This is a genomic window from Candidatus Egerieousia sp., assembly GCF_056211015.1.
Genome location: NZ_JBAELF010000041.1, coordinates 45,166 through 71,224 on the forward strand (window position 1 = coordinate 45,166; position 26,059 = coordinate 71,224).

Consider the following 26,059-nt stretch of genomic DNA (forward strand, 5'->3'; position numbering starts at 1 on the left):
TACCTCTACAATGAGCGTGCAAAGGTAACATTTTTAGTTTTAATTACAAAGAAAGTTTCCTTCTCTTTCTTTCGGTTTCATCGAGAATGACTTTCCTGATGCGCAAATGCTTAGGGGTGACCTCAACCAGCTCGTCTTCCTGAATATACTCAAGCATTTCTTCCAGAGAGAACTGCAATGGTGGAGGAAGCATCACTTTTTCATCGGAACCCGCCGCACGTACGTTGGTAAGTTTCTTTGTCTTGCAGATGTTTACGCACAGATCCCCGCTTCTTGTATGTTCGCCAACAACCTCGCCGGCATATATCTCCTCACCAGGGAAAATGATGAATCTTCCTCTGTCCTGAAGCTTGTCCATTGAATAGGCTATTGACAGACCTGTTTCAATGGCAACCAGTGATCCGTTGGTTCTCATTTCAATCTCGCCCTTGTAAGGTTCGTATGCCTTGAAACGATGCGCAACAATGGCTTCACCCTGTGTTGCTGTAAGCAGATTGCTTCTCAGGCCCATGATACCGCGTGAAGGAATGTCAAAGTCAAGGTGTGTTCTGTCATCACCTCTGTGTTCCATGTGCAGGAGGGCGCCTTTGCGGCGTGTTGTGATTTCAATCACCTTGCCTGCCATTTCATCAGGAACATCTACTGTAAGATGCTCAATAGGCTCGCATCTCACACCATCTATGTTCTTGTCAATCACCTTAGGCTGTCCGACCTGAAGCTCGAAGCCCTCACGTCTCATTGTCTCAATGAGTACTGAAAGATGGAGCACTCCTCGTCCGGAAACCACAAAGGAATCGGCACCGGCACCCGGTTTGACGCGAAGCGCAAGGTTCTTCTCAAGCTCCTTCTCCAGACGCTCCTTCAAATGCCTTGATGTAACATATTTTCCGTCCTGTCCGAAGAAAGGTGAATCGTTGATACAGAAAAGCATGCTCATTGTAGGCTCATCAACGCTGATTGGAGGCAAAGCCTCAGGATTCTCGAAATCAGCTATAGTATCACCTATTTCAAATCCTTCTATACCAACAACAGCGCAAATGTCACCGCTGAACACTTCTTCAACCTTCTTCTTGCCAAGGCCGTCAAAAATCATCAGTTCCTTTACCTTTGATTTCTCCATTGAGCCATCCCTCTTGCACAGAGTGATCTGCTGACCAGCCTTAATGGAGCCTCTCTTAACTCTGCCCACGGCAATACGGCCAACGTATGGGGAATACTCAAGAGATGAAATAAGCATCTGCGTTGTTCCTTCTTCCTGAAGCGGAGCAGGAATCTGTTCCAGAATACAGTCAAGCAATGGCGTGATATCGGTGGTTGGCTGCTTCCAGTCCTCAGACATCCAGCCCTGCTTTGCACTTCCGAACATAGTCTTGAAGTCAAGCTGTTCCTCCGTTGCATTCAAAGCGAACATAAGGTCAAACACCTGCTCGTTGACTTCATCGGGACGGCAGTTAGGCTTATCAACCTTGTTCACAACAACAACCGGCTTCTTGCCAAGTTCTATTGCCTTCTGAAGAACGAACCTGGTCTGAGGCATGGTGCCTTCGAATGCATCAACAAGCAGAAGCACACCGTCAACCATGTTGAGCACGCGCTCAACCTCGCCACCGAAATCGGCATGGCCCGGAGTATCAATGATGTTGATCTTGTTTCCTTTATAAGGGACGCTCACGTTCTTTGCAAGGATGGTGATTCCACGCTCCCTTTCAAGATCGTTGTTGTCCAGAATCAGACCTCCAAGTTTCTCGGCATTACGCATGAGCTGCGCATGGAGAATCATTTTGTCAACCAATGTGGTCTTGCCATGGTCAACGTGAGCTATAATAGCAATATTTCTAATGTTTTGCTGCATACTCTTCTATATTGCGGGCTATTTTTTCAACCAGAATCACCCTAGCCTCTGCACTTGCCCATCCTATATGCGGAGTGAAAATAATCTTGGATTTGTCTTCGATATTGAAATATGGTGATGTTTCAGGGAGAGGCTCGCAAGTGTAAACATCAACGCCGGCACCGGCTATCAGATTATCATTCAGAGCCTTTACCAAATCCGCTTCATTAATGATACCGCCGCGACCCATGTTCAGTATATAGGCGGATTTCTTCATGAGCTGCAACTTTTCGTATGTGACAAGATTCTTTGTCCTGTCATTCAGCGGTGCGTGAACGGACACCACATCACAGGTTGAGAGAAGCTCCTCCATGCTGAGAGCCGGGAATTCGCTGCTGTGTGCCTTGCCGCTGGTAGGATAGTAATATACTTCCATGCCGAAAGCCCTGGCAATACGGGCCACATTGCTGCCTATGTTACCAAGCCCTATGACTCCGTATCTCTTTCCCTTAAGCTCCCAGAAAACCTTTGAGAGATGTGTGAAAGAATTCGAGTTGCTGTATGAACCGCTCTTGACCCAGTTGTCAAAGTGAGGAATCTGTCCTGCCAGCGACAACAGAATGCTGAAAGTCACCTGGGTGACGCTGTTGGTTGAATAATCAACTGCATTCTTCACAGGAATACCTTTCAAAGCGGCGTACTCAAGGTCAATGTTGTTCATACCTGTGGCAGCCACACAGATAAGCTTGAGTTTTGGGGCTGCATCTATCTGCGCCTTCCTTATCTGTATCTTGTTCACGATAAGGACCTCGCAATCCGTGATTCGCTCGAATACCTGCTCGTCGGAGGTATGATCATAGCATACCAGTTCTCCGCAAGCAGCAATAGGTGCAAGACTTATGTCCGAACCAAGAGTATGAGCGTCAAGAAAAACTATTTTCATTTATTGACAGTATTATTTCAAAGGAGAATCAGGCTCCTTCTTCATATAGTTGTACTCCAGACGGTCAAGCAGTCCGGGGCATATTTTATTCAGCAGAACGGTTGCCTTGCCTACAGGAGTCAGAATGATCTGCGCCTTGCGTTTCATTATTCCAAGGGCCATCTTGTGGGCAACGGTTTCCGCACTCATCATTTCACCTTCCTCCCTCGGGGTTCTTCCCTGCTGGCTTCCGTCGGCAACCAATGCAGTGAACCTTATGTTGGATGCTGTGAAACCCGGAGCGAAAATCATCACATGGAGGCCATCGTGAAGATGCTCTACCCGCAAAGTATCAAGGAAGCCATAGATTGCGAACTTGGATGCACTATATCCGGTACGTGCAGGAAGTCCCTTGAAGCCGGCGATAGAAATGACGCCCACAACGGAACCTCTTGTTTCAAGAAGGTAAGGAAGAGCGTATTTCGTGCAATAGACAGTTCCCCAGAAGTTCGTGTCCATAAGCCTGCGGATTACGGAAAGGTCCAGATCCTTGAACATTGCTCGCATTGATATGCCGGCATTGTTTACCAGGATGTCTATTCTTCCGAAATGTTCCACCGTGCGCTCCATGAGATTACGGCAGTCCTCCTCACTGCTCACATCTGTCCTTACCGCAATGAAGCCCTCCTTGCCGTTGGCCATAGGGCCGTACGCCTTGCGCAGAGTGTCAACGGTTTCCTCAAGCTTGTCAACATTGCGGGCAGCAAGGACAACGTATGCGCCCTGTGCGGCGAACTCCTTTACTGTTGCCAGACCGATGCCTGAAGAGGCACCGGTAACAACAGCAATCTTTCCTTTCATACTTTGCATGGCAGAACTACTCTATTGACATGTTCCTTACTTCCTTTGCACCCTTGTAGGCTCCGGCGCTGATCTTCTTCTGAAGTTCCTCGAATGCATTGAGTGTGTATTCAACATGCTCCAGGTTATGCATTGCGGTAGGAATGAGCCTGAACATTATCACATCCTTTGGAACAACAGGATAAACAACTGCGGAGCAGAAGATATGATAGTTCTCGCGAAGGTCAATCAGAACCTCTGTTGCCTCTGCAACCTCACCCTTCATGAATACAGGTGTGACGCATGCCTCGGCGGCACCGATATCAAAGCCTCTCTTCCTCAAACCGTCCTGAAGGGCGCGGGTTACTTTCCACAGCTGGGCACGGCGCTCGTCGCCCTTGCGTATCATGTCAAGTCTCTTGAGACCGCCTTCAACCAATGCCATAGGAAGTGACTTGGCGTAAATCTGAGAACGGAGATTATATCTCAAATAATCGATTATATACTTGTGGGAAGCAACAAATCCTCCAATCTGAGCCATTGCCTTTGCAAATGCTCCGAAATACAGGTCAATGCCGTCCATTACTCCGAAGTGCTCCGAGGTACCTCTTCCGTGAGGGCCCATTACACCAAAACCGTGAGCGTCATCAATGAGAATTCTGAAATTGTATTTCTTCTTGAGTTCAACAATCTTGTCAAGTTTGCCAAGAGCTCCGGTCATACCGTAAACGCCCTCCGTGATGAGAAGGACTCCGCCACCTTCCTCTTCAGCTATCTTGGTTGCTCTGGCAAGAGCCTTGTCGCAACGCTCTATGTCGTTGTGAGGATAAACTATCCTCTTGCCCATGTGAAGCCTTACGCCATCCATGATGCAGGCGTGAGCCTCGGAGTCATAAACAATGACATCGTGGCGTGTTACAAGAGCATCTATGAGCGAAATCATTCCCTGATAACCGAAATTGAAAAGATATGCATCCTCCTTGCACTCGAACTCTGCAAGCTCCCTCTCGAACTGCTCGTGAAGAGAAGTGTGACCGCTCATAGGACGTGCGCCCATTGGATAGGCAAGACCCCATTTTGCAGCTGCCATGGCATCTATTCTTCTAACCTCAGGTTCATTTGCCAGACCGAGATAGTTATTGAATGTCCAGGCCAGAACCTTCTGTCCGTTGAACATCATATACGGGCCTATCTCACCCTCGTTCAGACCCTCGAGCTTAGGGAATGCAAAATATCCGTGAGCCTGTTTGCGGTACTGACCAAGGGGACCGCCGTCATCCTTTAATATTCTTTCAAAAATATCCATAGTATAATATTTAAATTTGTAATAATCAACTAATTATATCTCAATCTCCTGCCTACACGAAGAATCGTTTTCCTGCTTATCCGGTTCAACTTGCAGATTCTGCTTATTGAAACGCCCGTTCGCTTTGAGATTCTTCCAAGGGTATCGCCTTTCCTTACAGTCCAGTACTTTATCTTGGACAGTTCCTTCTTGTACTTGAAGTTGGATGCTGTGAGCACCAGAGTGCTGTTCTTTATTGAATAAGTTGAATCGAAATCAACAATATCCCTAGGATTTATAGGATTTCCAAGGTACCTGAACTCCAGGTGCAGATGTGGACCGGTTGAACGTCCGGTAGAACCTCCAAGTCCTATAGGAGTTCCGGCTTTCACCTCATCGCCAAGCTGTACCAGGAATTTTGAGAAATGGCCGTAAACCGTTTCAAGTCCATTGGTATGCCTTACAACCACGAAATAGCCATAGCCTCTACGGTCATAACGGCGGATTCTTACTACGCCGTCAAAAGCACAGTAAACGGTATCGCCTCTATGTACCTTCAGGTCTATTCCATTGTGATGTCTCCACCGGCGGAAACCGAACTCGGAAGTAACGCGGCCGCATGTGGGAACACAGAAAGAATGCACGTCTATCTTGAAAGTGTCCCTGGTATCGGCCAGTGAAGCCTTGAACGGATCCAATGTGGAATCAAGTTCGTCATATCCATCGGGGAGTGGAGTGAAATCAATATTGCGCTCATCCTCGAGTGACATTGCCTCAACTTCATCCATTATGAGATATTCGAACGTATTGCCGCATCTTTCTATATATGAAGGTATCTTTGCGTACATTGGAAGCGGCTGCGGAACGTATGCGGAAAGATCTTCAGTATTCCTGCTTCTCCTCGAACGCCTTCTTTCTTCCGCCTGCCGATTCCTGCGTTCACGCTCCTCCTCCCTCTGTATTCTCTTCTGCCTGGCCTGCTCATTCTGCTGCTCGCCGCTCAGCTTTTCATTGGCAGGTGTACGGGAGGAGAATATGCGCAAGATGGTGTTCCCGCCTCCGGTGCCGGTCTGAGCGAACGAGCACGGAGAAGCCAGGACTATTGCCGTGAACACCAGAACGGACACAAAACCTCTGAAATATGTAGTAGAATGCATTTTCATTGGCTATGCGTCTATGTTTGCATATTTTGCATTCTGTTCTATGAATTCTCTTCTTGGTGGAACATCGTCTCCCATAAGCATGGAGAAGACCTTGTCTGCCTCCGCCGCATTCTCTATGGTTATCTGACGCAATATTCTCTGTTCAGGGTCCATTGTAGTGTTCCACAATTGAACCGCATTCATTTCACCAAGACCTTTGTAACGCTGGATATGCATTCCTTTCTCGGAACCGCCGCCAAGTTCTTCAACAAGTGCGGCCCTTTCCTCCTCTGTCCAGCAATATTTCTCCTTGCTGCCTTTCTTTACCATATACAATGGAGGTGTGGCGCAATATACGTAACCGCTCTTGATAAGGTCCGGCATATAGCGGAAGAAGAATGTAAGAATCAATGTTGAAATATGGGCGCCGTCAACATCGGCATCGGTCATAATGATAACCTTGTGATAACGGAGTTTGGTGAGATTCAATGCCTTGCTGTCCTCCTCAGTACCTATGGTAACACCAAGAGCCGTGTAAATGTTCCTGATAGCCTCGCTTTCGAACGCCTTGTGCTCCATTGCCTTCTCAACATTGAGAATCTTTCCCCTGAGAGGAAGGATTGCCTGGAACTTTCTGTTTCTACCGGTGATGGCTGTTCCACCTGCGGAATCTCCCTCAACAAGGAAGAGCTCGCAGTTCTCTGGATTTCTGTCCGAGCAATCGGCCAGCTTGCCCGGCAGGCCTGCTCCCGACATCACAGTTTTCCTCTGGACAAGCTCCCTTGCCTTTCTGGCGGCCTGACGGGCCGTAGCGGCAAGAATCACCTTTTCTACAATATTCTTTGCATCTTTAGGATTTTCTTCCAGATATTGTTCCAGAGCCTTGCTCACAGCGCCTGAAACGGCTGCCATAACCTCCGAGTTTCCAAGTTTGGTCTTTGTCTGGCCCTCGAACTGAGGCTCTGCAACCTTTACTGAAATCACAGCGGTGAGGCCCTCCCTGAAATCCTCGGGATCAATGGAAACCTTTGCCTTTGCAAGGAATCCGTTCTTGTCTGCATAAGACTTGAGCGTGGAAGTGAGACCGCGCCTGAAACCGGAAAGATGGGTACCGCCCTCTATTGTGTTGATGTTGTTTACGTATGAATGTATGTTCTCCGAGAAATCGGTATTGTACTGCATTGCAATCTCAATTGGAATGCCTGTACGGTCCGTTTCAAGGTATATAGGGTTCTCGGTGAGTTTCTCTCTGTTGCCATCGAGGTACTGTACAAACTCAAGAAGACCTTTCTGGGAGTAGAATACCTCGTGCCTTCCCTTCATAATGCCTCCTTCCTGATGGCTGCCTGCCGCACTTTCCGCATTCACGCTGGCGCCTTCCTCATCATCTCCATCGGCCTTGCCCTTGGTGCGCAAGTCGGTGATTGAAAGCTGCACGCCCTTGTTCAGGAAAGCCAGTTCCCTCAAGCGCGCCGCAAGTGTGTAGTAATCATAAACTGTTGACTGTGTGAATATTTCGGAATCCGGTTTGAAACTTATGATTGTTCCGGTGTCCGAAGCCTCGCCGGCAACCTTCACAGGATACAATGGAACGCCCTTTGAATATTCCTGAACAAACACCTTGCCCTCTCTGTGAATCTCCGCCTTGAGATGAACCGACAATGCATTCACACAGGAAACACCCACACCGTGCAGACCGCCTGAAACCTTGTAGCTGTCCTTGCTGAACTTACCGCCCGCATGGAGCACCGTGAGAACAACCTCCAGGGCGCTTCTGCCCTCCTTCTCATGCATGCCGGTAGGGATACCTCTACCGTTATCCTTTACGGTTATTGAATTATCCTGATTGATATATACATCTATTTCAGAGCAATAACCAGCCAGGGCCTCATCTATTGAGTTGTCAACAACCTCATATACAAGATGATGCAGACCTCTTGCACCAATGTCTCCAATATACATTGACGGACGCTTTCTCACTGCCTCCAGTCCCTCCAGCACTTGAATGCTGTCCGCACCATAATTACCCTGCTTATCTACTGCGTTATTTTCCACTTCACTCATTTCACAAGTTTCGCAAGCATTTAATTTATTTTCTTTCAGGAACTTACGATAGGCTTGCGAAACTTCTTCCCTCCGCAATTTCCTGATGTTTCATTGATTTGCAGCGCACTGTCAGAAAATGCACTCAAATCGTGCAAATTTAGCAAAAATCCATTTTTTATCCAACATCTGGGATTGCAAATATTGCATTATTCAACTGCTGTTGAAATACATCAAGAAGCGGCGCCTAAGAATCGGACGGCTTGCAATTATACCCTGCGGATATTATCTTTGCCAATAAGAAAACAATGCTTCAAAACAGCATAAGGCAATGGAAGAGAAACAGCTGATACGCATAAGCAACGCAGACATCCGCAACGGCAGCGGAGTAATACTTCATAATGTTGAACTTACGCTTGACAAAGGCGAGTTCATATATCTTGCAGGCAAGGTAGGCAGCGGCAAAAGCTCGCTGATAAGGACGCTGATCTGCGAATTCCCCTTTGAAAACGGAGAGATAGAAATATGCGGCTACAATCTTGGGAAAATCCGCAGGAAGGACATTCCTTACCTGAGAAGGCAGATAGGCGTGGTATTCCAGGACTTCCAGCTTCTTATGGACAGGACCGTTGAGGAGAACCTGATGTTCGTTCTTGGAGCAACCGGCTGGAAGGAGAAGAAACTTATGAAGGAAAGGGTGAATGAGGTACTGGCGATGGTTGGAATGGAAGGAAAGTCCGCAAACATGCCGCACCAGCTTTCAGGCGGCGAGAAGCAGAGGGTTGTGATTGCAAGGGCTCTGCTCAACAATCCTCCTGTGATTCTGGCCGATGAGCCTACAGGCAATCTTGACCCCGACACCACCGATGAAATAATGCAGCTGCTAATGAAGATTCACGAGCAGAGGCAGCCGGCGGTCATAATGGTCACTCACAACATGGAGTTGACCAACAAATATCCGCATCAGCTCTACATGTGCGAGCAAGGCCGGCTCAAGGCAGTGGAGAACACACATATCCTTGAACTGGACGATTCCATTCTTGAGGAGATTTTCCAGGTATGACAAATTCAAGACAAAATATAGAGAACATTCTTGGCTGGCTTGAAAACAATATGCAGGGAGCAAAAAGCGAACTGGATTTTGAGAATCCATTTCAGCTCATTGTTGCCGTGATTCTTTCGGCGCAATGCACAGACAAGCGGGTAAATATGGTAACCCCCGCCCTGTTCAAGGCCTTTCCAACGGCGGCGGCGCTTTCGTGTGCAAGTTTCGAGCAGGTATACGATCTCATAAAATCAGTGTCATTCCCCAATAACAAGGCAAAGCATCTGATTGGAATGGCACAGAAGCTCTGCAGCGAGTTCAACGGAGAAATGCCATCGGCAGTGGAAGATCTTCAAAAGCTGCCCGGAGTGGGAAGGAAAACGGCCAATGTGGTTGCCTCAATTATCTTCAGGGCTCCGGTGATAGCTGTTGACACCCACGTGTTCAGGGTATCGCACAGGCTGGGGCTGAGCGAGGGCAGGAATCCTCTTGAAGTGGAGAATGACCTCAACAATATAATACCGGAAGAAAAGTGCGCCGATGCACACCACTGGCTCATACTCCACGGCCGCTATGTCTGCAAGGCCATCAAGCCTGACTGCAACGGCTGCGGTCTGAGCGGCTGGTGCCCCGAATTTGCAAAGAAAAACGCTACTGAAAACAGGCACATCAACAGCTGAACCGCCCTATGCAAGAGATTGATCCCAACTACACCATAACTGATTTCTGCACCTATCTCAAGCTCGAAAGGTCACTATCGCCCAACACAATAAGCGCCTACAGGAGCGACCTCAACGAGTTTTTCTCATTTGTGAGAAAAGAACGCCAGTCCGGATGCATTTCAGTAGCTGAATCGGGAACCGCAAAAGACGGGATTCAGATTACGCCCGAACATATCAGGGACTTCCTTAAGAGCAAGGCCGACGCCAACATTTCCAAAAGGACACAGGCCAGACAGCTGAGCGCCATAAGAATGTTCTTCAAGTGGCTGGAACTCACCGACAACCCCTGCGACAAAGTTGACTCTCCCAAGATAAGCCGATACCTTCCGCAGGTGCTTTCAGTTGAAGAGATTGAAAGGATTCTGAACAGTTTCGACCTCAGTGCGGAGAACGGCCAGAGGAACCGCACAATCATAGAACTGCTATACTCCTGCGGGCTGCGCGTAAGCGAACTTGTAAGCCTGCGTCTGGGGGATCTCTTTCTCCAGGAAGGCTTCATCCGAGTCATAGGCAAAGGCAACAAGCAGCGTCTGGTACCTGTGGGAGAAGCGGCCATCCGCGCCATAAACAATTATTTTCCACAGCGATGGCAGATAATAAGTTCCTGCCGGCAGAGCAAGCGCAAGCGGAACATTGATGAAGACATACTGATTCTTGGCCGAAGAGGCAAGGCTCTGACCCGTGTAATGGTGTTTCTGATAATAAAGGAAGCGGCGGAAAAGGCCGGGATATCAAAGGAGATATCGCCGCACACATTCCGCCACTCATTTGCCACCCATCTTATAGAAAACGGCGCGGACTTGCGCGCCGTTCAGGAAATGCTGGGTCACAGCAGTATTCTTACAACCGAAATTTACACCCACGTAAGCACAGCTCAGTGGCACAGGAATATCCTTGAGCATCACCCGCTGAAATAGCCGGGAGTTCAGTCAAACGCAAATTCAGGACTACCAAGCCAGAGCGCTTGCACCAAGAATTGCGGCATCGCTCTCAGGGAGGGTTGAATGAATCAACCTCACCTTGTTCTTCCATAGGAAGACCACATTGCTGTTCATGGCATCGAGAATAGGTTTCTCAATGTACTTCCAGGCCCTTGCCAGACCTCCGAACAGAACTATAGCTTCAGGTGCGCTGAAAGGTATGAAGTTCGCAAATGCCTCCCCAAGAAGTTTTCCGGTATATTCAAACACTTTTACAGCAAGCTTGTCACCATTCTCCGCAGCAACAAAGATATCCTTTGAAGTTATTTCCGAAAGATTTCTCAACTGCGATGGTTCATCGCTCATTTCCAGCCACTCCCTTGCAGTGCGTGCAATGCCTATTGCCGAAGTGTAGGCCTCCAGACATCCGCACTGGCCACAACCGCACATTCTTCCACCGTTCCTTATAATCTTGGTGTGGCCGAGCTCGCCTGCGAAACCGTCGTGACCATAAACCAGTGAGCCGTTCACAACTATACCGCTGCCAACGCCGGTTCCAAGCGTTATCATGATGAAGTCCTTCATACCGCGTGCGGCGCCGTAGGTCATTTCACCTATTGCGGCGGCATTGGCGTCATTGGTGACTGTTACCGGAATATTTATACGTTTCTCTATATCTGAAGCAATAGGCACAGTTATACCTTTTGCCCATGCGAGATTCACAGCATCATGAATTGTTCCTGAGTAATAATTGGCATCAGGAGCGCCCATACCTATACCCTGAATCTGCTCGGCTGCAAGGCCAGCATGGGCAAGCAGTGATTTTATTGCCTTGCATACCGCATCCTCGAAAAGGCCTGCCTCGCCGGCACCGAACATTGAGCTGATAACGCTCTGTTTGACTATCTCGCCTCTTCTGTTAACGATACCTATTTTTGTGGTCTGACCTCCAACGTCAATGCCAACCACGTACTCTTTTGTCTTTATCTCTTCCATATCAGTCTACCTTGATGTCCTTGTTAACATTCCTTGAACCTGCAACTGCATACCAGAAGAGGAATGCAAGCATTGCAATTACCAGATAATAGCTGCTCAGGTATGAGGTCCAGTCCGCAATCTGTGCCTGGAGCAGAGGCATTACGCCACCGCCGCAAACCATCATCATGAAAATGCCGGAAGCCGCTGCCGTATATTTGCCCAGCCCCTCAACTGCAAGGTTGAAAATACCGCCCCACATGACTGAGGTGCAAAGGCCGCAGAGTGTAAGGAACATAACGCAGATAGGAACGTTCTCCATTCCGAATGAAATATTGGACTGGAATACAGGCATTGAAACATTCACGTTTGCCGGTATGAAGATTGCCAGAAGCAGGAATACAATGGCTATCAGTGAAGCAGTGCTCAGCATTGCCTTGCTGCTGACCTTGGAAGCTACCACGCCACCTACAAGCCTTCCAATAAGCATGCAGAACCAGTATGTACCGGCAATGCTGCCTGCTATTGTTGCATCCATTCCAAGACTGTTTGTCATGAACAGGTTGCCTATGTTAGGAATACCTACCTCTATGCCTACATAGAAGAAAATTGCAACGGCTCCGAAAACAAAATGACGGAAGCTCCATGCACTGTGCTTGTCGTTCACGTCCTTCTTCTCGTTCTTTACAATGAAAGGCTCAGGGATGCTCATTGTTGAAAGCACAATGAATGCCAGTGCAAAGATGCCCATTGCAATGAACATTGCAGGTGTTGCTGAAGATATCTGTGCATTGGCAATGTCACCAATGAGATAACCGCCAAGTACTGGAACTATTGTAGCACCCACTGAATTGCAGCAACCACCGAACTGAATGAGCTGGTTGCCCTTGTTTCCGCCACCGCCCAGAGTGTTGAGCATTGGATTGACAACAGTGTTGAGCATACACATTGAGAAGCCTGAAACCAGAGCGCCAATGAGATATACTGCAAAAATCATTGATGTGTTCTCAGGGCTTGCGTTACCTATGAGACCTGAGCAATAAGTGATTGCCACGCCAATGAATCCAACGGCTATTGCAACAAGAGCTGTCTTTTTGTAACCGATTTTAGTAAGAAGCATTCCAGCAGGAATACCCATGAACGCATATGCAATGAAGTTGGCGAAGTTACCCAGCTGGGAAACCAGATTGCTCGCATGGAACTGCGCCTTGATAATGATACCCATAGGGTTCTGGAGGCCTGTCACGAAGGAAATCATGAAGAACAGGCAGAACATCATTGCTATTGGCAATGCATAATTTTTTTTGTTTTCCATATTGTTACGTTATTATTTGATTTCAAACTATGTTGTGACACCGAAATTCGTGCGGTTCCACTCAAATCTTTCAAAGTTACGAAACCGGAGCCAATATTGCAAAAAATGTTTTCAAACGCATTTCTACAAAAGTTTTTGAAAAATAATTTGCATTTCTTAAAAATGTCACTACCTTTGCACACGCTTTTCGCCCAGATGGTGGAATTGGTAGACACGCTACTTTGAGGGGGTAGTGCTCGTTTAGGGCATGCAAGTTCGAGTCTTGTTCTGGGCACCAATAATTGAGGACAGCATAACGCTGTCCTTTTTCAGTTATAGGCATACTCACCTTTGGAGAAATCTCACAGTAATCTGTTTCTTCTTGCACTCCTTGCAACAAATGCCTCCGCACAGAACCACACACACCAGGGAGGCAGCATCCCCACCCCGCTGCTCATCTTCCTCCTCTACTAATACGCCCGGTACTCACCAGTCTCTGCCAGACATGTGCTGCACGCAGCATGCTGAGAACCACCCCCAGAAAAAAGGCGCCCCGTTCTCATCCGAGCACTCCCAAGTGTTCTGGAACGTCCGTTCGTGAGTACCATAAATTCCCGTTGTGCACCACTAATGTTCACTATGACTCAATCCGTGTGCAAAAAGCCTGTTTCTGCACCCGGGTCAGCACTTCCGGCTCCATCGGGGTGCAAAATGCCAGCCTCAGCACCCGGAACAATAGAAATATGGCCAGGCAGATAGGATTTGTGATTAGGAAGTCTTAAATTTGAGACAGAAATTGCTACCTGATTATGGAACGAGGAAAATACAAAGTAATAACCCTTTGCGGCAGCACGCGCTTCAAAGAGCAGTTCCTTGAGGTTCAGAAACGGCTCACGCTTGAAGGCAATATTGTAATAAGTGTAGGTCTTTTCGGGCATTCCGGTGATAACGAGGTGTGGACCGAGGGCACAAAGGAAATGCTTGACGACATGCACAAGTGCAAGATTGATATGGCTGATGAGATTTTTGTAATAAATGTGAACGGCTACATTGGCAGCAGCACAAGAAGCGAGATTGAATACGCCATTTCACATAACAAGAAGGTAAACTATCTGGAACAAGTTTAATATGAGACATTTTGCCATGAACAGAAAATTATGGGCACTCGCTGCCATTATGATTCTTACCATCCTCCCTCTTTCAGGAAGGGAGAAAGCGGATATCATCATTTCAGGCGGAACAGTTTACAACGGCAGCGGAGAGGAAGCCGTTGTTGCCGATGTGGTAATCAAGGGAGAACGCATCATATATGCAGGCAAGGCCGGAAAGAAGTTCAAGGCAGATACTATAATCCACGCCGATGGTTATGTGGTCTGTCCTGGGTTCATTGACCCGCATTCGCATCAGGAAGGCACCCTGCTCAAGACACGCAGCGATGAGAACTACCTGAGGATGGGTGTGACCACAGTATTCACGGGCATGTGTGGCAGCAGCCACTACCCTCTCTCAGAATATTTTGCAAAGCTTGAACAGCAAGGCATAGGCCCCAACACTGCCAGCTTCACCGGGCACGGCACTCTGAGAGGAAAGGTTATGGGAGAAGTTGCCAGACTATCGACAGTGGAAGAAGTGGAGAAAATGAAGGAGTACTTTGCAGAGGATCTGAAGAGCGGAAGTTTCGGACTCTCCACCGGTCTGTTCTATGTGCCTGGATGTTTTGCTGCCATTGATGAGGTTTATGAACTGGCAAAGTTCATGGCTCCTTACGGCGGCATCTACACCACGCATGTGCGCAATGAGAACAAGGATGGCATAGGCCTGCAGGCTTCCATAGAGGAGGCCCTCAATGTAGGGCGTGTTGCAGGAGTTCCGGTGAACATATCGCACATAAAATGTCTGGGGAAAAGTGTCTGGGGCCAGTCCGATGCAATAATTGCAATGATTGAAAAGGCTCAGAAGGAGGGTGTGAAAGTTACGGCCGACCAATATCCTTATCAGGCTTCAGGAACAAGTGTGACATCAGCCCTGTTCCCTGCATGGTGCCGCGACGGTGGTAATGCAGGTCTGAGGAAACGTCTGGAAGATTCACTGACCTGTGAAAAGATAAAGGCGGAGGTTGCCGGACTCATAGTTGAACGCGGCGGTGCTGAAACCATATTGTTCACAAGCGGGAAACATCACGGGAAGACTCTGGAGGAAGTGGCCCGCGAAATGGGGCTCAGCCCTCTTGACGCCACAATCGCTCTGGCCAGAAAAGGCGGTGCAGGGCTGGCAACCTTTATAATGTGCGAAGCGGACATTGCCAACTTCATGAAGCAGCCATGGGTTATGAACTGTACCGATGGCGGTGATTTCGGAGGTCATCCAAGGCCTGCCGGCTCATTCGCCGAGAAGATTCAGAAATACGTGATGAAGGAAAAAGTGATAAGCCTTGGTGACATGATACACCGCAGCACCGGTCTTGTTGCAGAAACTTACAGACTGAATGACCGCGGCAGGATTGCAGCCGGCGCATACGCGGACATTCTTGTCTTCAAGCCGGAGGAAATTCGTGCCAACGCTACATTCAAATCGCCCAAGAACATGGCCACAGGCTTCCAGTACGTGATTGTGAACGGCACCATAACCATAGACCACGACCGCTACACCGGTGCCCTCAAAGGAAAGGTAATCCGCAGGAATGCACCTGCCCGCTCAAACGCACAAAAATATTGAAGAAACTGTAAAACAACCACTTGCGTCCTATGCCAAAGACCAGAAAACCCGATAATGATTTCAAAGCCAAAGCATTCTGGATTCTCTTCCTGAGTTTTCCGGTAGTGCTGGCTCTGGTACTACGCATTGCAGACAATGTTTCCCAGGAGAGGCAGCGGCGAGAATGGGAAAACAGACAGCCGGGAAAAAGCTATTACGAACTGATGACTCCGGAAGAGAGGCACCGTTTAGGTCTGGACAGACTGCAGCGTGACCAGCCCGTGTTCATTCCTCCGGCAGATACCAGGGAACGTATTCACAAAGTACTTCTGGAAGGTTCAGAGGAAAACAGACTCATTGACAAGTTCTCCAAAGAAGATTACAAGGACTTCTACGACTACTACGATGGTCCCAAAGGCAACTTCAGCCACATAGACTTCCACGACATAGAAGACTACTTCGGCGGCAGCAACGACTGACAGATTTTTCTAACAAAAATTCAGAAAGCTATTTCACATCAAAAAACATTTGCCAGAGCATCTACAAACAATCCTATATGACGGCCGTCGGCAAGGCCATGATTGACCTCTACAGAAACGCTCATCATCATTCTGCCGTTTTCCTCGTGCAATTTCCCGACTGCGATTTCCGGGATGCTGTCTCCAGGCTGATGCCCTCCTGCATGCTTGATACTGGTAAAATCAACCCATGGAATGGATGTGAAATAAATGATATCATTACGTCCTTCGTTCTCGTTGATACTCAGCCCGGAAGCATTCTTTACACGTTCAATCTCCGCTGTTGCAGCCTCCACGAACTGATCCAGATTCTCATACCAATCAAAATAGGCAAAACCGAATGAACCGTCTTCACTTGCAATAGTAGGGCTGGCGCCAACGTAATCATATTGCACCACATGCCTGTCTTCTATCCTGTAACGGAATTCCGGTATGGAATTGAGCGCTTTAAGTATCCCGTGAAGCGAATACAGGAAAAATGATTTACCCTCCGCCTTCGCCTTCCTGTAGCAGTTGCTGAAATCAACTTTCACCGTGAGGCCGAAGAAAGGATCCGGCATATTCCCGAAGAACGCATAGTAATCCTTCCTGTTCCATCCGTCAAAATCAATGATTCTCTTAGCCGCTGTTTTCATAGTAATGAAGTCAATAAATTGCAGACCTATTTCTTCTTCCTGAACTCCCAGGGTGCCTCAGGGTTTCTGTCCTGCCACAAGCCCCTGCGCTGTGACCTGGCGTAAGCCTCAGCCTCAATGTACTTCTGCGTGCTGTCGTACTTGGCGAAATGCCAGGCGAACCCCGACCTGATCATCAGCAGAGATACATCTTCACCATCGCCAGTGTAAACATAAGCTATATATCTGCCCCACCCGTCCTGGGATTGCACATCAACCACAATGTCCTTGCCAAAGATCAGCTGCGACAGATACTCCTTGGACTTCTTCCCGAAAGCCTGCCGCTTCTCAGGCGCATCAATGCCATATATCCTGAACTTTATCTGCAGCTTGTCCCTGTTCAGCCCGGTGAAGGTGTCCCCGTCCGACACGCCCACCACCTTTACAGGAAACTTCTGCGCCATGCCGAAAACAGGCAGCAGAGACAACATAAAAACCAGAAGGAAACGTTTCATAGTGTAAAGGTAGTCATAATTCACCATTTTTCACCGGCGATAGGCAAGCAAACAACCCTTTTCTTCCGCCGAAGCCTGTTCTAGCGAAACCGAAATCACCTGGCACAGCGATAGGCCTCAGAAGGGCCTGCCGATCGTTGTTCTTGGCATGCAGAACATATCAAATCTTTTAGAGAATCGCATCCATTCTGATTTCGGTATATTTAACTGCCGGGTTATTGCCCTCCATCCTGAAACTGCATTTTTCACCTCATCAACAATAGCATTCGCATCAGCCTTATCAATAAAGAAGTAATCCGATGCCTTCAGGAGTTCATCTATGGAAGCTTTGTTGGTTGTTGGTGTAATCAGCAATGATTGAAAAAGGCTGTTTGACGGATTCATATCAAAAGCCGGTGAAAGCGTCCAGCCTCTCTTGGTGAGCAAGAATCCGTGATTCCTGAAATGGTCGTCACTGTTTCCGATAGCCACATTGAAAACGACACGTCTAAACAGTTCCGTCAGATTTCCGTGAAGATCAATGACATTATTGTTGCTTATCATGGCGTTTACTATGTCTATATATCCATTATTCGTATTTGCTCCGCAACCATCCTTGAGTCCTGTCAATGTCAAGGACGAAGCATAATGAATCCTCCTGTCTTTGTCCCTGTCAAATCTTTTGGAAAGAAAGATATGGTGGCTGTACGATGGCAATTTCACGATTTTAGTTTCCGGCACAATGATTCCCGCTTTTCGGGCCAGAAGACTTGCGAACTGCTCCCATAGGGCAATATCATAATCGTCCTCTATCGACGGAAATTTTGCGATGTAGAGTTCCCCGTTGTCAATGATATTTGCTTTCGGCCTCGCACCGCCGAGGGAGGAGCCCGGAGCGCATAGGTTGAGAATCCATTTCTTGTCAGGCACATTTCCTCTTTTCAATGCATTCTCATAAGCTTGTGACTCCATTATCAGGGTTTCGAGATCTGCGGTTATGGGTATCGGTGCAGCCAAGTCATTTCCTATCAGTTTGCCATTATGGCGGAACCTGAGCGCACCCATTCTTGTCCTGTCATCAAGACGTACCATATAATCGAATTGTACGAACTTCCTCGGAGCTGTCTTCCTGTCTTCCGACTGGAGTATTTCGCGCTTGTCTATGAGTGCCCGCCCCCATCGGTCAGGACAAGCATCTCCAAACATTGAGAAGATGTTGTCCTTAACAGATTGCGGTCCCTGGAACAATCCGATATCAACGCTGAGATTAAGATTTGGATAATTGTTAAGGAATTCAGGATTGTATTCAAATATATACGTTGCCGAACCTTTTATGCGTTCAAATGAAAGCACACCTATTTTAATCTCATTGTCAGTAAAGTCAAATGCGCCATATACATCAATCGAAATCATATTCTTCCTCCTTCTTCTTTTTTTGGTTCATCAGTCTAGCATCTTCCAAACTTCTGCCCACCAGATCATCACCTGCAAGATGAAGGATATCATCTGCCAAACCGAGACCATACAGGACTCGGATGTAGGCACCGATGGACACGGCTGAATTGCCTTTCTCAATTCTTATGACGGTAAGTTCGGAACATGTGGCCCGGTTCGCAATCTGCTTTATTGTGAGTTTGCGGCGCAATCTGGCCAGTTTGATTTGCTCGCCTACAACAGAAAGTTTCTGCTGTACAGGCATAGGCAGCAATTTACTTTTTGAACGTTTCATGACTATCATATAATATTACAAATATAGTGAAACATTTTATTATATGATAGTATTATGCAGAATTTTCTCTTGCCTCACCCTCTATAAACCCAAAATACTATTATGAACTTCCCCTTTTTGTAGCCTTCCCTAAAAGGGGAAGTTCACACTTGATTAATAGAGGAAAGGTAGTCATTATCCACCATTTTTCACCGGCGATAGGCAAGCAAACAACCCTTTTCTTCCACCGAAGTCTGTTTTGCCTGAACCTAAAATCACCTGGCACAGCGATAGCCCATAGAACTGCCTGTCAGGCTCTGCAGGGGCATTGTTAATTTCCGATATACTGTACCGGAAATATTCTCAAACAATGTATCGGTTCCAACGGGCGCAATTTCTTTTCTCTCCATAATCAACGTTCTTCAATAAACCTTAACGAATTGTTCCCTGAACTTCAGAATGCGCTTTATGATAGAGTTCCCAATGAATTCTATGATTTGCTTCAGTGTATGGAATATGTGGATAATTCAATTCTTCTGACATTGCGGGCCCTCCAGAATTGAGTGTATCTGCTTCATAATCACTGACACAATGGTATGCAAGAGGAATAACTTCAAACCAACCATTCATATGGGAATATTCACCCTCAAAATACTTATAATATCGTTCACCTTGGTTCAAATGATACAACTCGGTTATCAAATGATTATCGCCTGAACACGTAAACAGATATAAACCGCTTTGTGGTGCGGTCTCTTCTTCTTCAAATATATCTATCCAATATCTTTTTGCTGAGACTATTTTGGATATGTTGAAGTTAAGTTTTCTCCCCGACTCATGGCAAAATGCGGCAGTAACATCTTATAACATGTAATTAGCCGTAAAATGCTATCTATGCAAATATAAATAAAGATTTTTGCAATTCAAACAATAGTATTGCAAAACCGAATTGGCTGATAAAATGTGGAACTGTTCGGAATATCTGAAGCGCCATCGCCGGATCAGAACAAATATACCAGCTTTTTGTACTAAATCTATGAAAATTTAGCACATTTAGTACAAAAAGCTCGTATATTTGCAAAACAAAACATTGTTATATGCAAAAGATTATAGGTAGAGAGAATGAGATGGCTGAGCTGCGCAGGTGCGTGGAGTCAGACAGGTCGGAGTTTGTTATTGTATATGGACGGCGTCGTGTAGGCAAGACTTTCCTCGTTGACAGTTTCTTCAATCGGAACTATGATTTCTCGTATGTTGGCGGTCACAAGTTGAGCAAGGAAAAGCAGTTGCGCGGGTTTGCCAAAGCGCTGAAGCAGGCTGCCGGATTGGAGGCTATGCCTAAGTTTGCTGACTGGTCCGATGCTTTTGATGCATTGGAGGAATATATTGATACTCTCCCAAAGAACCGCAAGAAGATAATCTTTATAGACGAAATGCCTTGGATAGACACCCCTCAGTCCGAGTTCGTGGAAGGTTTGGAAACGTTCTGGAATGGATGGGGAGCAAGGCGTGATGACATTGTGTTCATTGCCAGTGGTTCAGCGTCATCCTGGATGATGGATAAATTGGTTGATAACCCCGGCGGCTTGCATGCCAGAATCACCAACCATATTTATGTTCGGCCGTTTACGCTGGAACAGACACGGGAATACCTGCATAGCAGAAAAATAATATGGGATACGTATCAAATTCTCCAACTGTACATGATTATGGGTGGCGTTCCGTTTTATCTCAGTCTCCTCAATCCCAAGGAAAGCATAGCTGAGAACATTGACCGGCTCTTTTTCCGCAAGAACGGTGTGTTACGTGCTGAGTTTGATGAATTGTACAATGCGATTTTCACCAATTCCAAGAGGTATCTCGATGTGGTGAACCTGCTTTATAACAATAAGGACGGATATACATATACAGAGGTTTCCAAAGCTCTCAAGATTGAAGGCGATAGATTGACAATAATTCTCAAGAATCTTGAGAGATGTGACTTCATCATTTCCTATACTCAATACGGCAACAAAAGCAAAGGAACGATTTATCGTCTTGTTGACTTCTACACTCTGTTCTACTACAAGTTTCTCAGAGAGAACGACGGCAAAGATGAACTCTGGTGGACACATAACATTACCGGCAAGTCTCTGGAATCCTGGCAAGGGCGTTCCTTCGAACTTGTTTGCCTGACCCACCTGCCTCAAATTAAAAAGGCATTGGGCATAGAGGGTATTGCCACATCCGCATCCTCCTGGAGGTATTACGGGAACAAGGAGACTGGAAAGAAAGGCGCACAGATTGATCTTGTCATTGACAGGGCGGACCATCTGATTAACTTATGTGAGATAAAATTCTCAAAAACCAGATATACGATTACCGGTGACTATCATAATCGTTTGTTGGAGAGGAAGTTGCTGTTTGGAGACATTGACACCTCTTCAAAAGGGCTTGTCAGCACATTCATTACAACATACGGTGTAGCCGAAGGAATACACAATAGTATTGTTGACAACGAAATCACAGCCGAACAGCTGTTTGAATAAAAGCAATCCTACAGGTCCATTGCCATGATGTAGTCGTTCATGAAGTAGCCGTGGCCTATGGGAAAGTCGCCGGTCCTGGCTTTGTGCATGCCCAGGTGCTCGTAGAAGCTCACTGCACTGTTGTATCTGTTCACGTTGAGTTCAATGCGGGCGGGGCCGCCGGCAATCTGCTCTACGCTCTCCACAACCTTGTTGAAAAGGAGAAGTCCCAGGCCGGTTCGCTGGTACTCTGGCAGGACGTAAAGTTTTTCAAGATGGAAAAGCTTGGTTCCGTCATCGAGCTGCCTTTCAAAACGGAAGGAGACATAGCCTTTTTCACCATCGAGGTAGAAGATATGACCGAGGGAAGTCATCTGGTTCAGCAGGCTTTCCTGTGAATACATCCAGTCCATCATATAGTCCATCTGTTCCGGGGAGAGGATGCTTGCGTAGGTTCTGCGGAACGCCACATCCGCCATTTTGCGGATTGCGGGGATATCTTCTATGCCTGCTTTGCGTATCATATTAACTATTCAAGCGGTCTGATGAGAACCTTTGTCACATCCTTGAGGGAATCCTGAAGGGCATCAAGGTCCGTAGGAACATCGGTTCCGCCGTAATGGTATGGGATGAACACTTCAGGTTTGATGGCCTTCACCACTTTCTGGCACTGATCAACGTTCATTGTATATGGCTTATTGCAGCATACAAAGGCAATGTTTATGTCCTTTATGGTAAGAACGTCCTCATTGTCCTCGGTGTCTCCTGATACGTATGTGCGCATGCCGGCAATATTAATGATATAGCCAACATCCCCCCTCTCCTTCGGATGGAAATCAAGCTGGTCCGGGCTGATGTTATATGCAGAGACTGCCTCGATTGAAACCTTATCGAACGGGTCAATGACCGTGGATACATCCAGTTTCGTGAATCCATCTGCCTTTCCGGTAAGAATCTTCACGGCGTTGGTGTCAAGATGGTCGTAATGGTCGTGGGTGATGAGCACAAGATCGGCCTTAGGCTCTCCTTCCCAGTCAATATTCTCTCCCACCGGGTCCACATATATGTGCTTGCCCATGGCTTCTATTCCAATTGAGGCATGACCGTAGTATGTGAATGTGATTTCCGTGCCGTCATCGGCTGTGAAAGTGTCCTGAGCATATTTTGATACCTCTTCTGTAGGTTCATTGCAGGCAATCAGCAAGAGTGCTGCAATGGTTGCAAAGATTGTTTTGTTTAACATAGCATATTAATTTGTTTGTTAATGAATATCATCGTGAATCGTGTACCTTTAAGTTTCCTTTGCATGCATTGCAGCATTAAAGATAATAAATTTTCTGTATAGGCTCACACATCCCTCGAGCGGTATATGTCTTGTCCTCGAGGAAAACGGCCGCATCAGCGGCCTAGCGGAGGGCGCGAACTTGCTGGAATGCGAAAACATGAGAAATGCCAGCGAAGAGTTGCGGGAAGCAGCAAGTTCGGTATAGCCCGGGAGCGGTGCAGCGGGGTTTGGGGCAGAGCCCCAATAAAAGAAAAAACCATTCAGTTACTGAATGGTTTTTGGGAAGTGACCCCTGCGGGATTCAAACCCACAACCTTTTGATCCGTAGTCAAATGCTCTATTCAGTTGAGCTAAGGGGCCGGATGCTGAGTTTATTACTCAGCTTTACCTGTAAATCCTTTCTCCTTGATTCTAGCCTTCTTTCCGGTAAGTTTTCTCAGGAAGTAGATTCTAGCTCTTCTTACCTTACCTACCTTGTTGACCTCTATTGAATCAATGAATGGTGACTGGAATGGGAAAATTCTCTCAACGCCAACGCCGTTTGAAATCTTCCTGATTGTGAAAGTCTTTGTTGCACCCTCACCGTTGATCTGGATAATTGTACCACGGAATTTCTGGAGTCTTTCCTTATCACCCTCTTTAATCTTGTAGGTTACTGTGATAGTGTCACCTGCCTTGAATACAGGGTAAACTTTCTTCTCACCTAATGCGCAAGCTTCCTGCGCGATCTTAATCAAATCCATTGTTTTAAAAATTAAGGCAACGTTATGTTTTGTTTCCGGTGCTCAAACACGCTCATCAAGAATATCTTTAGGGCGCCACAGCTGCACCACATAAGAGGTTGCATTCTTTTTGGGACTGCAAAGATATAAACTTTTCAGCGCTTTGCAAACTTTATTTCAAAAGTTTTTCAAATTGCTCCTTGAACAGCTGTGTATTGAAATCAGCTCTGTTCGCAAACACCATTACGTAAACGTTTTTCTGAGGATAGTAAGCGCCCCAGGTCCTGTAACCGCCGTTACCGCCGAAATGGTATACCACCCAAGGCTGTCCGTCCTTTGATTCAACTATCCAGCCATAGCAGTAGTCAATGTATGCAGGATTGTCCTCAATATGGTTCTTTGCTGTCTGGGCCAAAGCAAGTGACTCGCTGCTGAGCACCTTGCTCAAACCGGCGCGCATCTTTGTCTGCTCCCTCATCCAGTTCGAATACTCTGCAACTGAAGTGTAAACGCCGCCATCCGGACGTGTGGCAAAGAAAGTCTCCTCGCCGTAGTCGCACTCCTTGTATTCACCGGCTGAATCAAGCTCGTATCCGTGGGAGGCATTAGGGATTATGCTGTCGCAGTTCGGGAAATAATACATTGTCTTCTCCATTCCTGATGGGCGGAAAATGTTCTCGCAGGCATACTGAGTAAAGTCCTGTCCGGTGACTCTTGTTACAATGTCGCCGAGCATCACGTATGTAGGATTCATGTACTCATAACCCTGGCCAGGCTCAAAGTTCAATGTATCGAGTTCAGAAAGGTATCTCATTGCCAGGGAATCCTCTCCCATAATTCTCTCTTCCAGTGGAATGTAACCCCTTTTGTCAGGCACTCCGGAACCATGTGAAAGCAAATGGTGAATCTTGATTTTCCCCCACATTGAAGACATGTACTCAGGGTAATACTTGCTTACCGCATCGTCAAGGCTGAGCTTGCCCTGCTCAACCAGCTGCATTATTGCAACAGCGGTGAACTTCTTTGACATTGATGCAATGTTGAAGAAAGTGTTGGCATCGATAGGAGCCTTGGTGTTCAGGTCGGCAAGGCCGTAGCCCTTCTCAAAGATAACGCTGTCACCGTACATTACCAGCACAGCGGCACCAGGCTCATCAGCGGAGATTCTCTCATTCATCATGATATCAAGTGACTGAGTATCCACCGGCGATGGTACATTCTCATTGCATGCTGCCAGAACCGCTACAGCTGCAATCAGCAAAAGGTTTTTCAAAGTTTTCATCTCTATGATATTTAAATTATTTATAATCAATTAATAACCGGCCTTGTAGAGAGCACCTCCTATGTTTGAAACGCGGGCTCCTGTTACGCTTGAAAGGCAGGACGGAATGTTGAATGCATACAGAGCACCGAGGAAAGCGAATATCAGGGCCTCCTTGAAACATACTGTAAGAGCGTCGGGCACAATGAACTCACACTCAGGAGCCAGAGCCGCCATCCTCTCAACCAGATACTTGTTGAAAGCACCACCGCCTGTAACCAGCATCCTCATTCTCTCATCTTTTACAGCGATGGCTCCGGAATATTTCTTCACCGTCCTTGCAACCTGCCATGCGGCATGCTCGGTATAAGTGGCCATTGCGTCCTTGAGTTCAAGACCGTAACTCTCAACCAGAGGGAAGATGTTCTGCTCCACCCACTCCCTGCCAAGTGACTTCGGACCCGAGGTGTTGTAGTAATCAAGTGCGTTCAGGGCATCAAAAAGTTCCTTGCAGACCTTTCCTGAGCGTGCCAGTGCACCGTCCTTGTCGTAATCGAGTCCTATTGTTCCAGCATAATGATTGAGCACGTAATTCACCGGCGATATATCAAATGCGCTCCTGCTGCTTCCGTTGTCAAAGGAAATATTGGAGAAACCGCCAATGTTAAGGCAGAAATCGAAATCGGTGAAAAGATTCCTGTCCCCTACCGGCACCAGTGGTGCGCCCTGACCTCCGAAAGCCACATCGGTTGTCCTGAAATCGCAGACACAATCAACTCCGCTCACCGCCGCAATTCCGGCTCCGCAGCCTATCTGGCCTGTCCAGCCGTATGATGGAACACCATCGCAGTGGAAAGAAACCTTTGGCTGATGGAATACTGTCTGGCCGTGTGATGCCACAAGGTCAACCTTCCCTTCAAGCGAATTCCTTTCTATGAAAGCTTTCACGCGCGCTCCCAGGTACATTCCGTAACCTGTATGAAGGCAGGCGTACTCCTCGGCGTTCATGTCCTGGGCGCTTGCCAGCTTCTCGTGAAGTTCCTGAGGATATTTCTCGTCCTCCGCCTTGATGATTGAATACTGCCATCTGCCGTTAACATACTTGAAGTTCACAAGGCAGAGGTCAAGACCGTCGAGCGAGGTGCCGCTCATAAGGCCCAGCACATTTATACCCTCTTCTATTGAAAGCTCGCGTCCGTTTGAAAGAATAGCTTTGTTTGTCATAATGATATGATTT

The 26,059-nt window shown here is 47.2% G+C and carries 24 protein-coding genes and 2 tRNA genes; 8 read left to right on the plus strand and 18 right to left on the minus strand.

Features of this window, described 5'->3' with window-relative positions:
* Nucleotides 1-43: 43 nt before the first annotated feature.
* Genes typA through gyrB form a run of 6 tightly spaced genes read right to left on the minus strand, consistent with a single transcriptional unit; the run spans nt 44 to nt 8,084 of the window.
* The gene (gene typA / locus AC06L3_RS03120; protein ID WP_475669163.1) at nt 44-1,852 is read right to left on the minus strand and encodes a translational GTPase TypA; all 1,809 of its coding nucleotides are present in this window, start codon (nt 1,850-1,852) and stop codon (nt 44-46) included.
* Nucleotides 1,836-2,774 carry a D-2-hydroxyacid dehydrogenase gene (locus AC06L3_RS03125; RefSeq protein WP_475669164.1) on the minus strand — a complete coding sequence of 313 codons (939 nt, stop codon included), beginning with the start codon at nt 2,772-2,774 and terminating at the stop codon, nt 1,836-1,838. Before AC06L3_RS03125 ends, typA begins: the two co-directional genes overlap by 17 nt.
* 12 nt (nt 2,775-2,786) lie before the next feature.
* A complete protein-coding gene (locus AC06L3_RS03130) occupies nt 2,787-3,614 on the minus strand; it encodes an SDR family oxidoreductase (protein WP_475669165.1) in 828 nt (275 codons plus the stop codon).
* 16 nt (nt 3,615-3,630) lie between these two features.
* The gene (locus AC06L3_RS03135) at nt 3,631-4,899 is read right to left on the minus strand and encodes an aminotransferase class I/II-fold pyridoxal phosphate-dependent enzyme (RefSeq protein WP_475669166.1); all 1,269 of its coding nucleotides are present in this window, start codon (nt 4,897-4,899) and stop codon (nt 3,631-3,633) included.
* Between the two features lie 29 nt (nt 4,900-4,928).
* Nucleotides 4,929-6,041, minus strand: a complete 1,113-nt coding sequence (locus AC06L3_RS03140) for a peptidoglycan DD-metalloendopeptidase family protein (protein WP_475669167.1) — start codon at nt 6,039-6,041, stop codon at nt 4,929-4,931.
* Between the two features lie 3 nt (nt 6,042-6,044).
* The gene (gyrB, locus tag AC06L3_RS03145; protein ID WP_475669168.1) at nt 6,045-8,084 is read right to left on the minus strand and encodes a DNA topoisomerase (ATP-hydrolyzing) subunit B; all 2,040 of its coding nucleotides are present in this window, start codon (nt 8,082-8,084) and stop codon (nt 6,045-6,047) included.
* 310 nt (nt 8,085-8,394) lie between these two features.
* Between gyrB and AC06L3_RS03150 the strand changes: the two genes are divergently transcribed.
* Genes AC06L3_RS03150 through xerA form a run of 3 tightly spaced genes read left to right on the plus strand, consistent with a single transcriptional unit; the run spans nt 8,395 to nt 10,747 of the window.
* Nucleotides 8,395-9,126, plus strand: a complete 732-nt coding sequence (locus AC06L3_RS03150) for a cell division ATP-binding protein FtsE (protein ID WP_475669169.1) — start codon at nt 8,395-8,397, stop codon at nt 9,124-9,126.
* Nucleotides 9,123-9,788, plus strand: a complete 666-nt coding sequence (nth, locus tag AC06L3_RS03155) for an endonuclease III (protein ID WP_475669170.1) — start codon at nt 9,123-9,125, stop codon at nt 9,786-9,788. The genes AC06L3_RS03150 and nth overlap by 4 nt, the downstream gene beginning before the upstream one ends.
* Before the next feature lie 8 nt (nt 9,789-9,796).
* Nucleotides 9,797-10,747 (plus strand): site-specific tyrosine recombinase/integron integrase, encoded by a 951-nt coding sequence (gene xerA / locus AC06L3_RS03160; protein WP_475669171.1) that lies wholly within the window; start codon nt 9,797-9,799, stop codon nt 10,745-10,747.
* A 30-nt stretch (nt 10,748-10,777) separates the two neighbouring features.
* On the opposite strand, the gene AC06L3_RS03165 is transcribed toward xerA, so the two are convergent.
* Both AC06L3_RS03165 and AC06L3_RS03170 read right to left on the minus strand, forming a co-directional pair.
* Complete coding sequence (locus tag AC06L3_RS03165; RefSeq protein ID WP_475669172.1) at nt 10,778-11,746, minus strand: ROK family protein; 969 nt, start codon at nt 11,744-11,746, stop codon at nt 10,778-10,780.
* Nucleotide 11,747: 1 nt separating this feature from the next.
* Nucleotides 11,748-13,040 carry an MFS transporter gene (locus tag AC06L3_RS03170; RefSeq protein ID WP_475669173.1) on the minus strand — a complete coding sequence of 431 codons (1,293 nt, stop codon included), beginning with the start codon at nt 13,038-13,040 and terminating at the stop codon, nt 11,748-11,750.
* A gap of 189 nt (nt 13,041-13,229) precedes the next feature.
* Here AC06L3_RS03170 and AC06L3_RS03175 point away from each other — a divergent pair.
* The 4 genes from AC06L3_RS03175 to AC06L3_RS03190 all read left to right on the plus strand — a co-directional run bounded on the left by AC06L3_RS03175 (nt 13,230) and on the right by AC06L3_RS03190 (nt 16,192).
* Nucleotides 13,230-13,317: transfer RNA gene (locus tag AC06L3_RS03175), tRNA-Leu, on the plus strand.
* A 511-nt stretch (nt 13,318-13,828) separates the two neighbouring features.
* On the plus strand, nt 13,829-14,146 hold the full coding sequence (locus tag AC06L3_RS03180) for a hypothetical protein (protein WP_475669174.1): 318 nt from the start codon (nt 13,829-13,831) through the stop codon (nt 14,144-14,146).
* A 1-nt stretch (nt 14,147) separates the two neighbouring features.
* The gene (locus tag AC06L3_RS03185) at nt 14,148-15,734 is read left to right on the plus strand and encodes an N-acyl-D-amino-acid deacylase family protein (RefSeq protein WP_475669175.1); all 1,587 of its coding nucleotides are present in this window, start codon (nt 14,148-14,150) and stop codon (nt 15,732-15,734) included.
* A 29-nt stretch (nt 15,735-15,763) separates the two neighbouring features.
* Nucleotides 15,764-16,192, plus strand: a complete 429-nt coding sequence (locus tag AC06L3_RS03190; RefSeq protein ID WP_475669176.1) for a hypothetical protein — start codon at nt 15,764-15,766, stop codon at nt 16,190-16,192.
* Nucleotides 16,193-16,230: 38 nt separating this feature from the next.
* Here the strand turns inward: AC06L3_RS03190 and AC06L3_RS03195 are convergent, their stop codons facing one another.
* The 4 genes from AC06L3_RS03195 to AC06L3_RS03210 form a co-directional block, all read right to left on the minus strand.
* The gene (locus tag AC06L3_RS03195; RefSeq protein WP_475669177.1) at nt 16,231-16,866 is read right to left on the minus strand and encodes a CatA-like O-acetyltransferase; all 636 of its coding nucleotides are present in this window, start codon (nt 16,864-16,866) and stop codon (nt 16,231-16,233) included.
* Between the two features lie 26 nt (nt 16,867-16,892).
* Entirely contained in the window at nt 16,893-17,360 is a 468-nt protein-coding gene (locus tag AC06L3_RS03200) for a thermonuclease family protein (protein WP_475669178.1), read from the minus strand.
* 117 nt (nt 17,361-17,477) lie between these two features.
* Nucleotides 17,478-18,752, minus strand: coding sequence for a type II toxin-antitoxin system HipA family toxin (locus AC06L3_RS03205; RefSeq protein WP_475669179.1), 1,275 nt, complete (start codon nt 18,750-18,752; stop codon nt 17,478-17,480).
* On the minus strand, nt 18,739-19,068 hold the full coding sequence (locus AC06L3_RS03210; protein WP_475669180.1) for a helix-turn-helix domain-containing protein: 330 nt from the start codon (nt 19,066-19,068) through the stop codon (nt 18,739-18,741). The genes AC06L3_RS03205 and AC06L3_RS03210 overlap by 14 nt, the downstream gene beginning before the upstream one ends.
* A 1,076-nt stretch (nt 19,069-20,144) precedes the next feature.
* On the opposite strand from AC06L3_RS03210, the gene AC06L3_RS03215 reads away from it, so the two are divergent.
* Nucleotides 20,145-21,575, plus strand: coding sequence for an AAA family ATPase (locus tag AC06L3_RS03215; protein WP_475669181.1), 1,431 nt, complete (start codon nt 20,145-20,147; stop codon nt 21,573-21,575).
* An 8-nt stretch (nt 21,576-21,583) separates the two neighbouring features.
* Here the strand turns inward: AC06L3_RS03215 and AC06L3_RS03220 are convergent, their stop codons facing one another.
* From AC06L3_RS03220 to AC06L3_RS03245, 6 genes are all read right to left on the minus strand, one after another.
* Nucleotides 21,584-22,078, minus strand: a complete 495-nt coding sequence (locus tag AC06L3_RS03220; RefSeq protein ID WP_475669182.1) for a GNAT family N-acetyltransferase — start codon at nt 22,076-22,078, stop codon at nt 21,584-21,586.
* Nucleotides 22,079-22,083: 5 nt separating this feature from the next.
* Entirely contained in the window at nt 22,084-22,797 is a 714-nt protein-coding gene (locus AC06L3_RS03225; RefSeq protein WP_475669183.1) for an MBL fold metallo-hydrolase, read from the minus strand.
* Between the two features lie 328 nt (nt 22,798-23,125).
* Nucleotides 23,126-23,199 (minus strand) — tRNA-Arg (locus tag AC06L3_RS03230).
* A gap of 14 nt (nt 23,200-23,213) precedes the next feature.
* On the minus strand, nt 23,214-23,582 hold the full coding sequence (rplS, locus tag AC06L3_RS03235; protein ID WP_475669184.1) for a 50S ribosomal protein L19: 369 nt from the start codon (nt 23,580-23,582) through the stop codon (nt 23,214-23,216).
* A 151-nt stretch (nt 23,583-23,733) separates the two neighbouring features.
* Entirely contained in the window at nt 23,734-24,834 is a 1,101-nt protein-coding gene (locus AC06L3_RS03240; protein WP_475669185.1) for a serine hydrolase domain-containing protein, read from the minus strand.
* A gap of 39 nt (nt 24,835-24,873) precedes the next feature.
* On the minus strand, nt 24,874-26,046 hold the full coding sequence (locus AC06L3_RS03245; RefSeq protein WP_475669186.1) for an anhydro-N-acetylmuramic acid kinase: 1,173 nt from the start codon (nt 26,044-26,046) through the stop codon (nt 24,874-24,876).
* Nucleotides 26,047-26,059 lie beyond the last annotated feature (13 nt).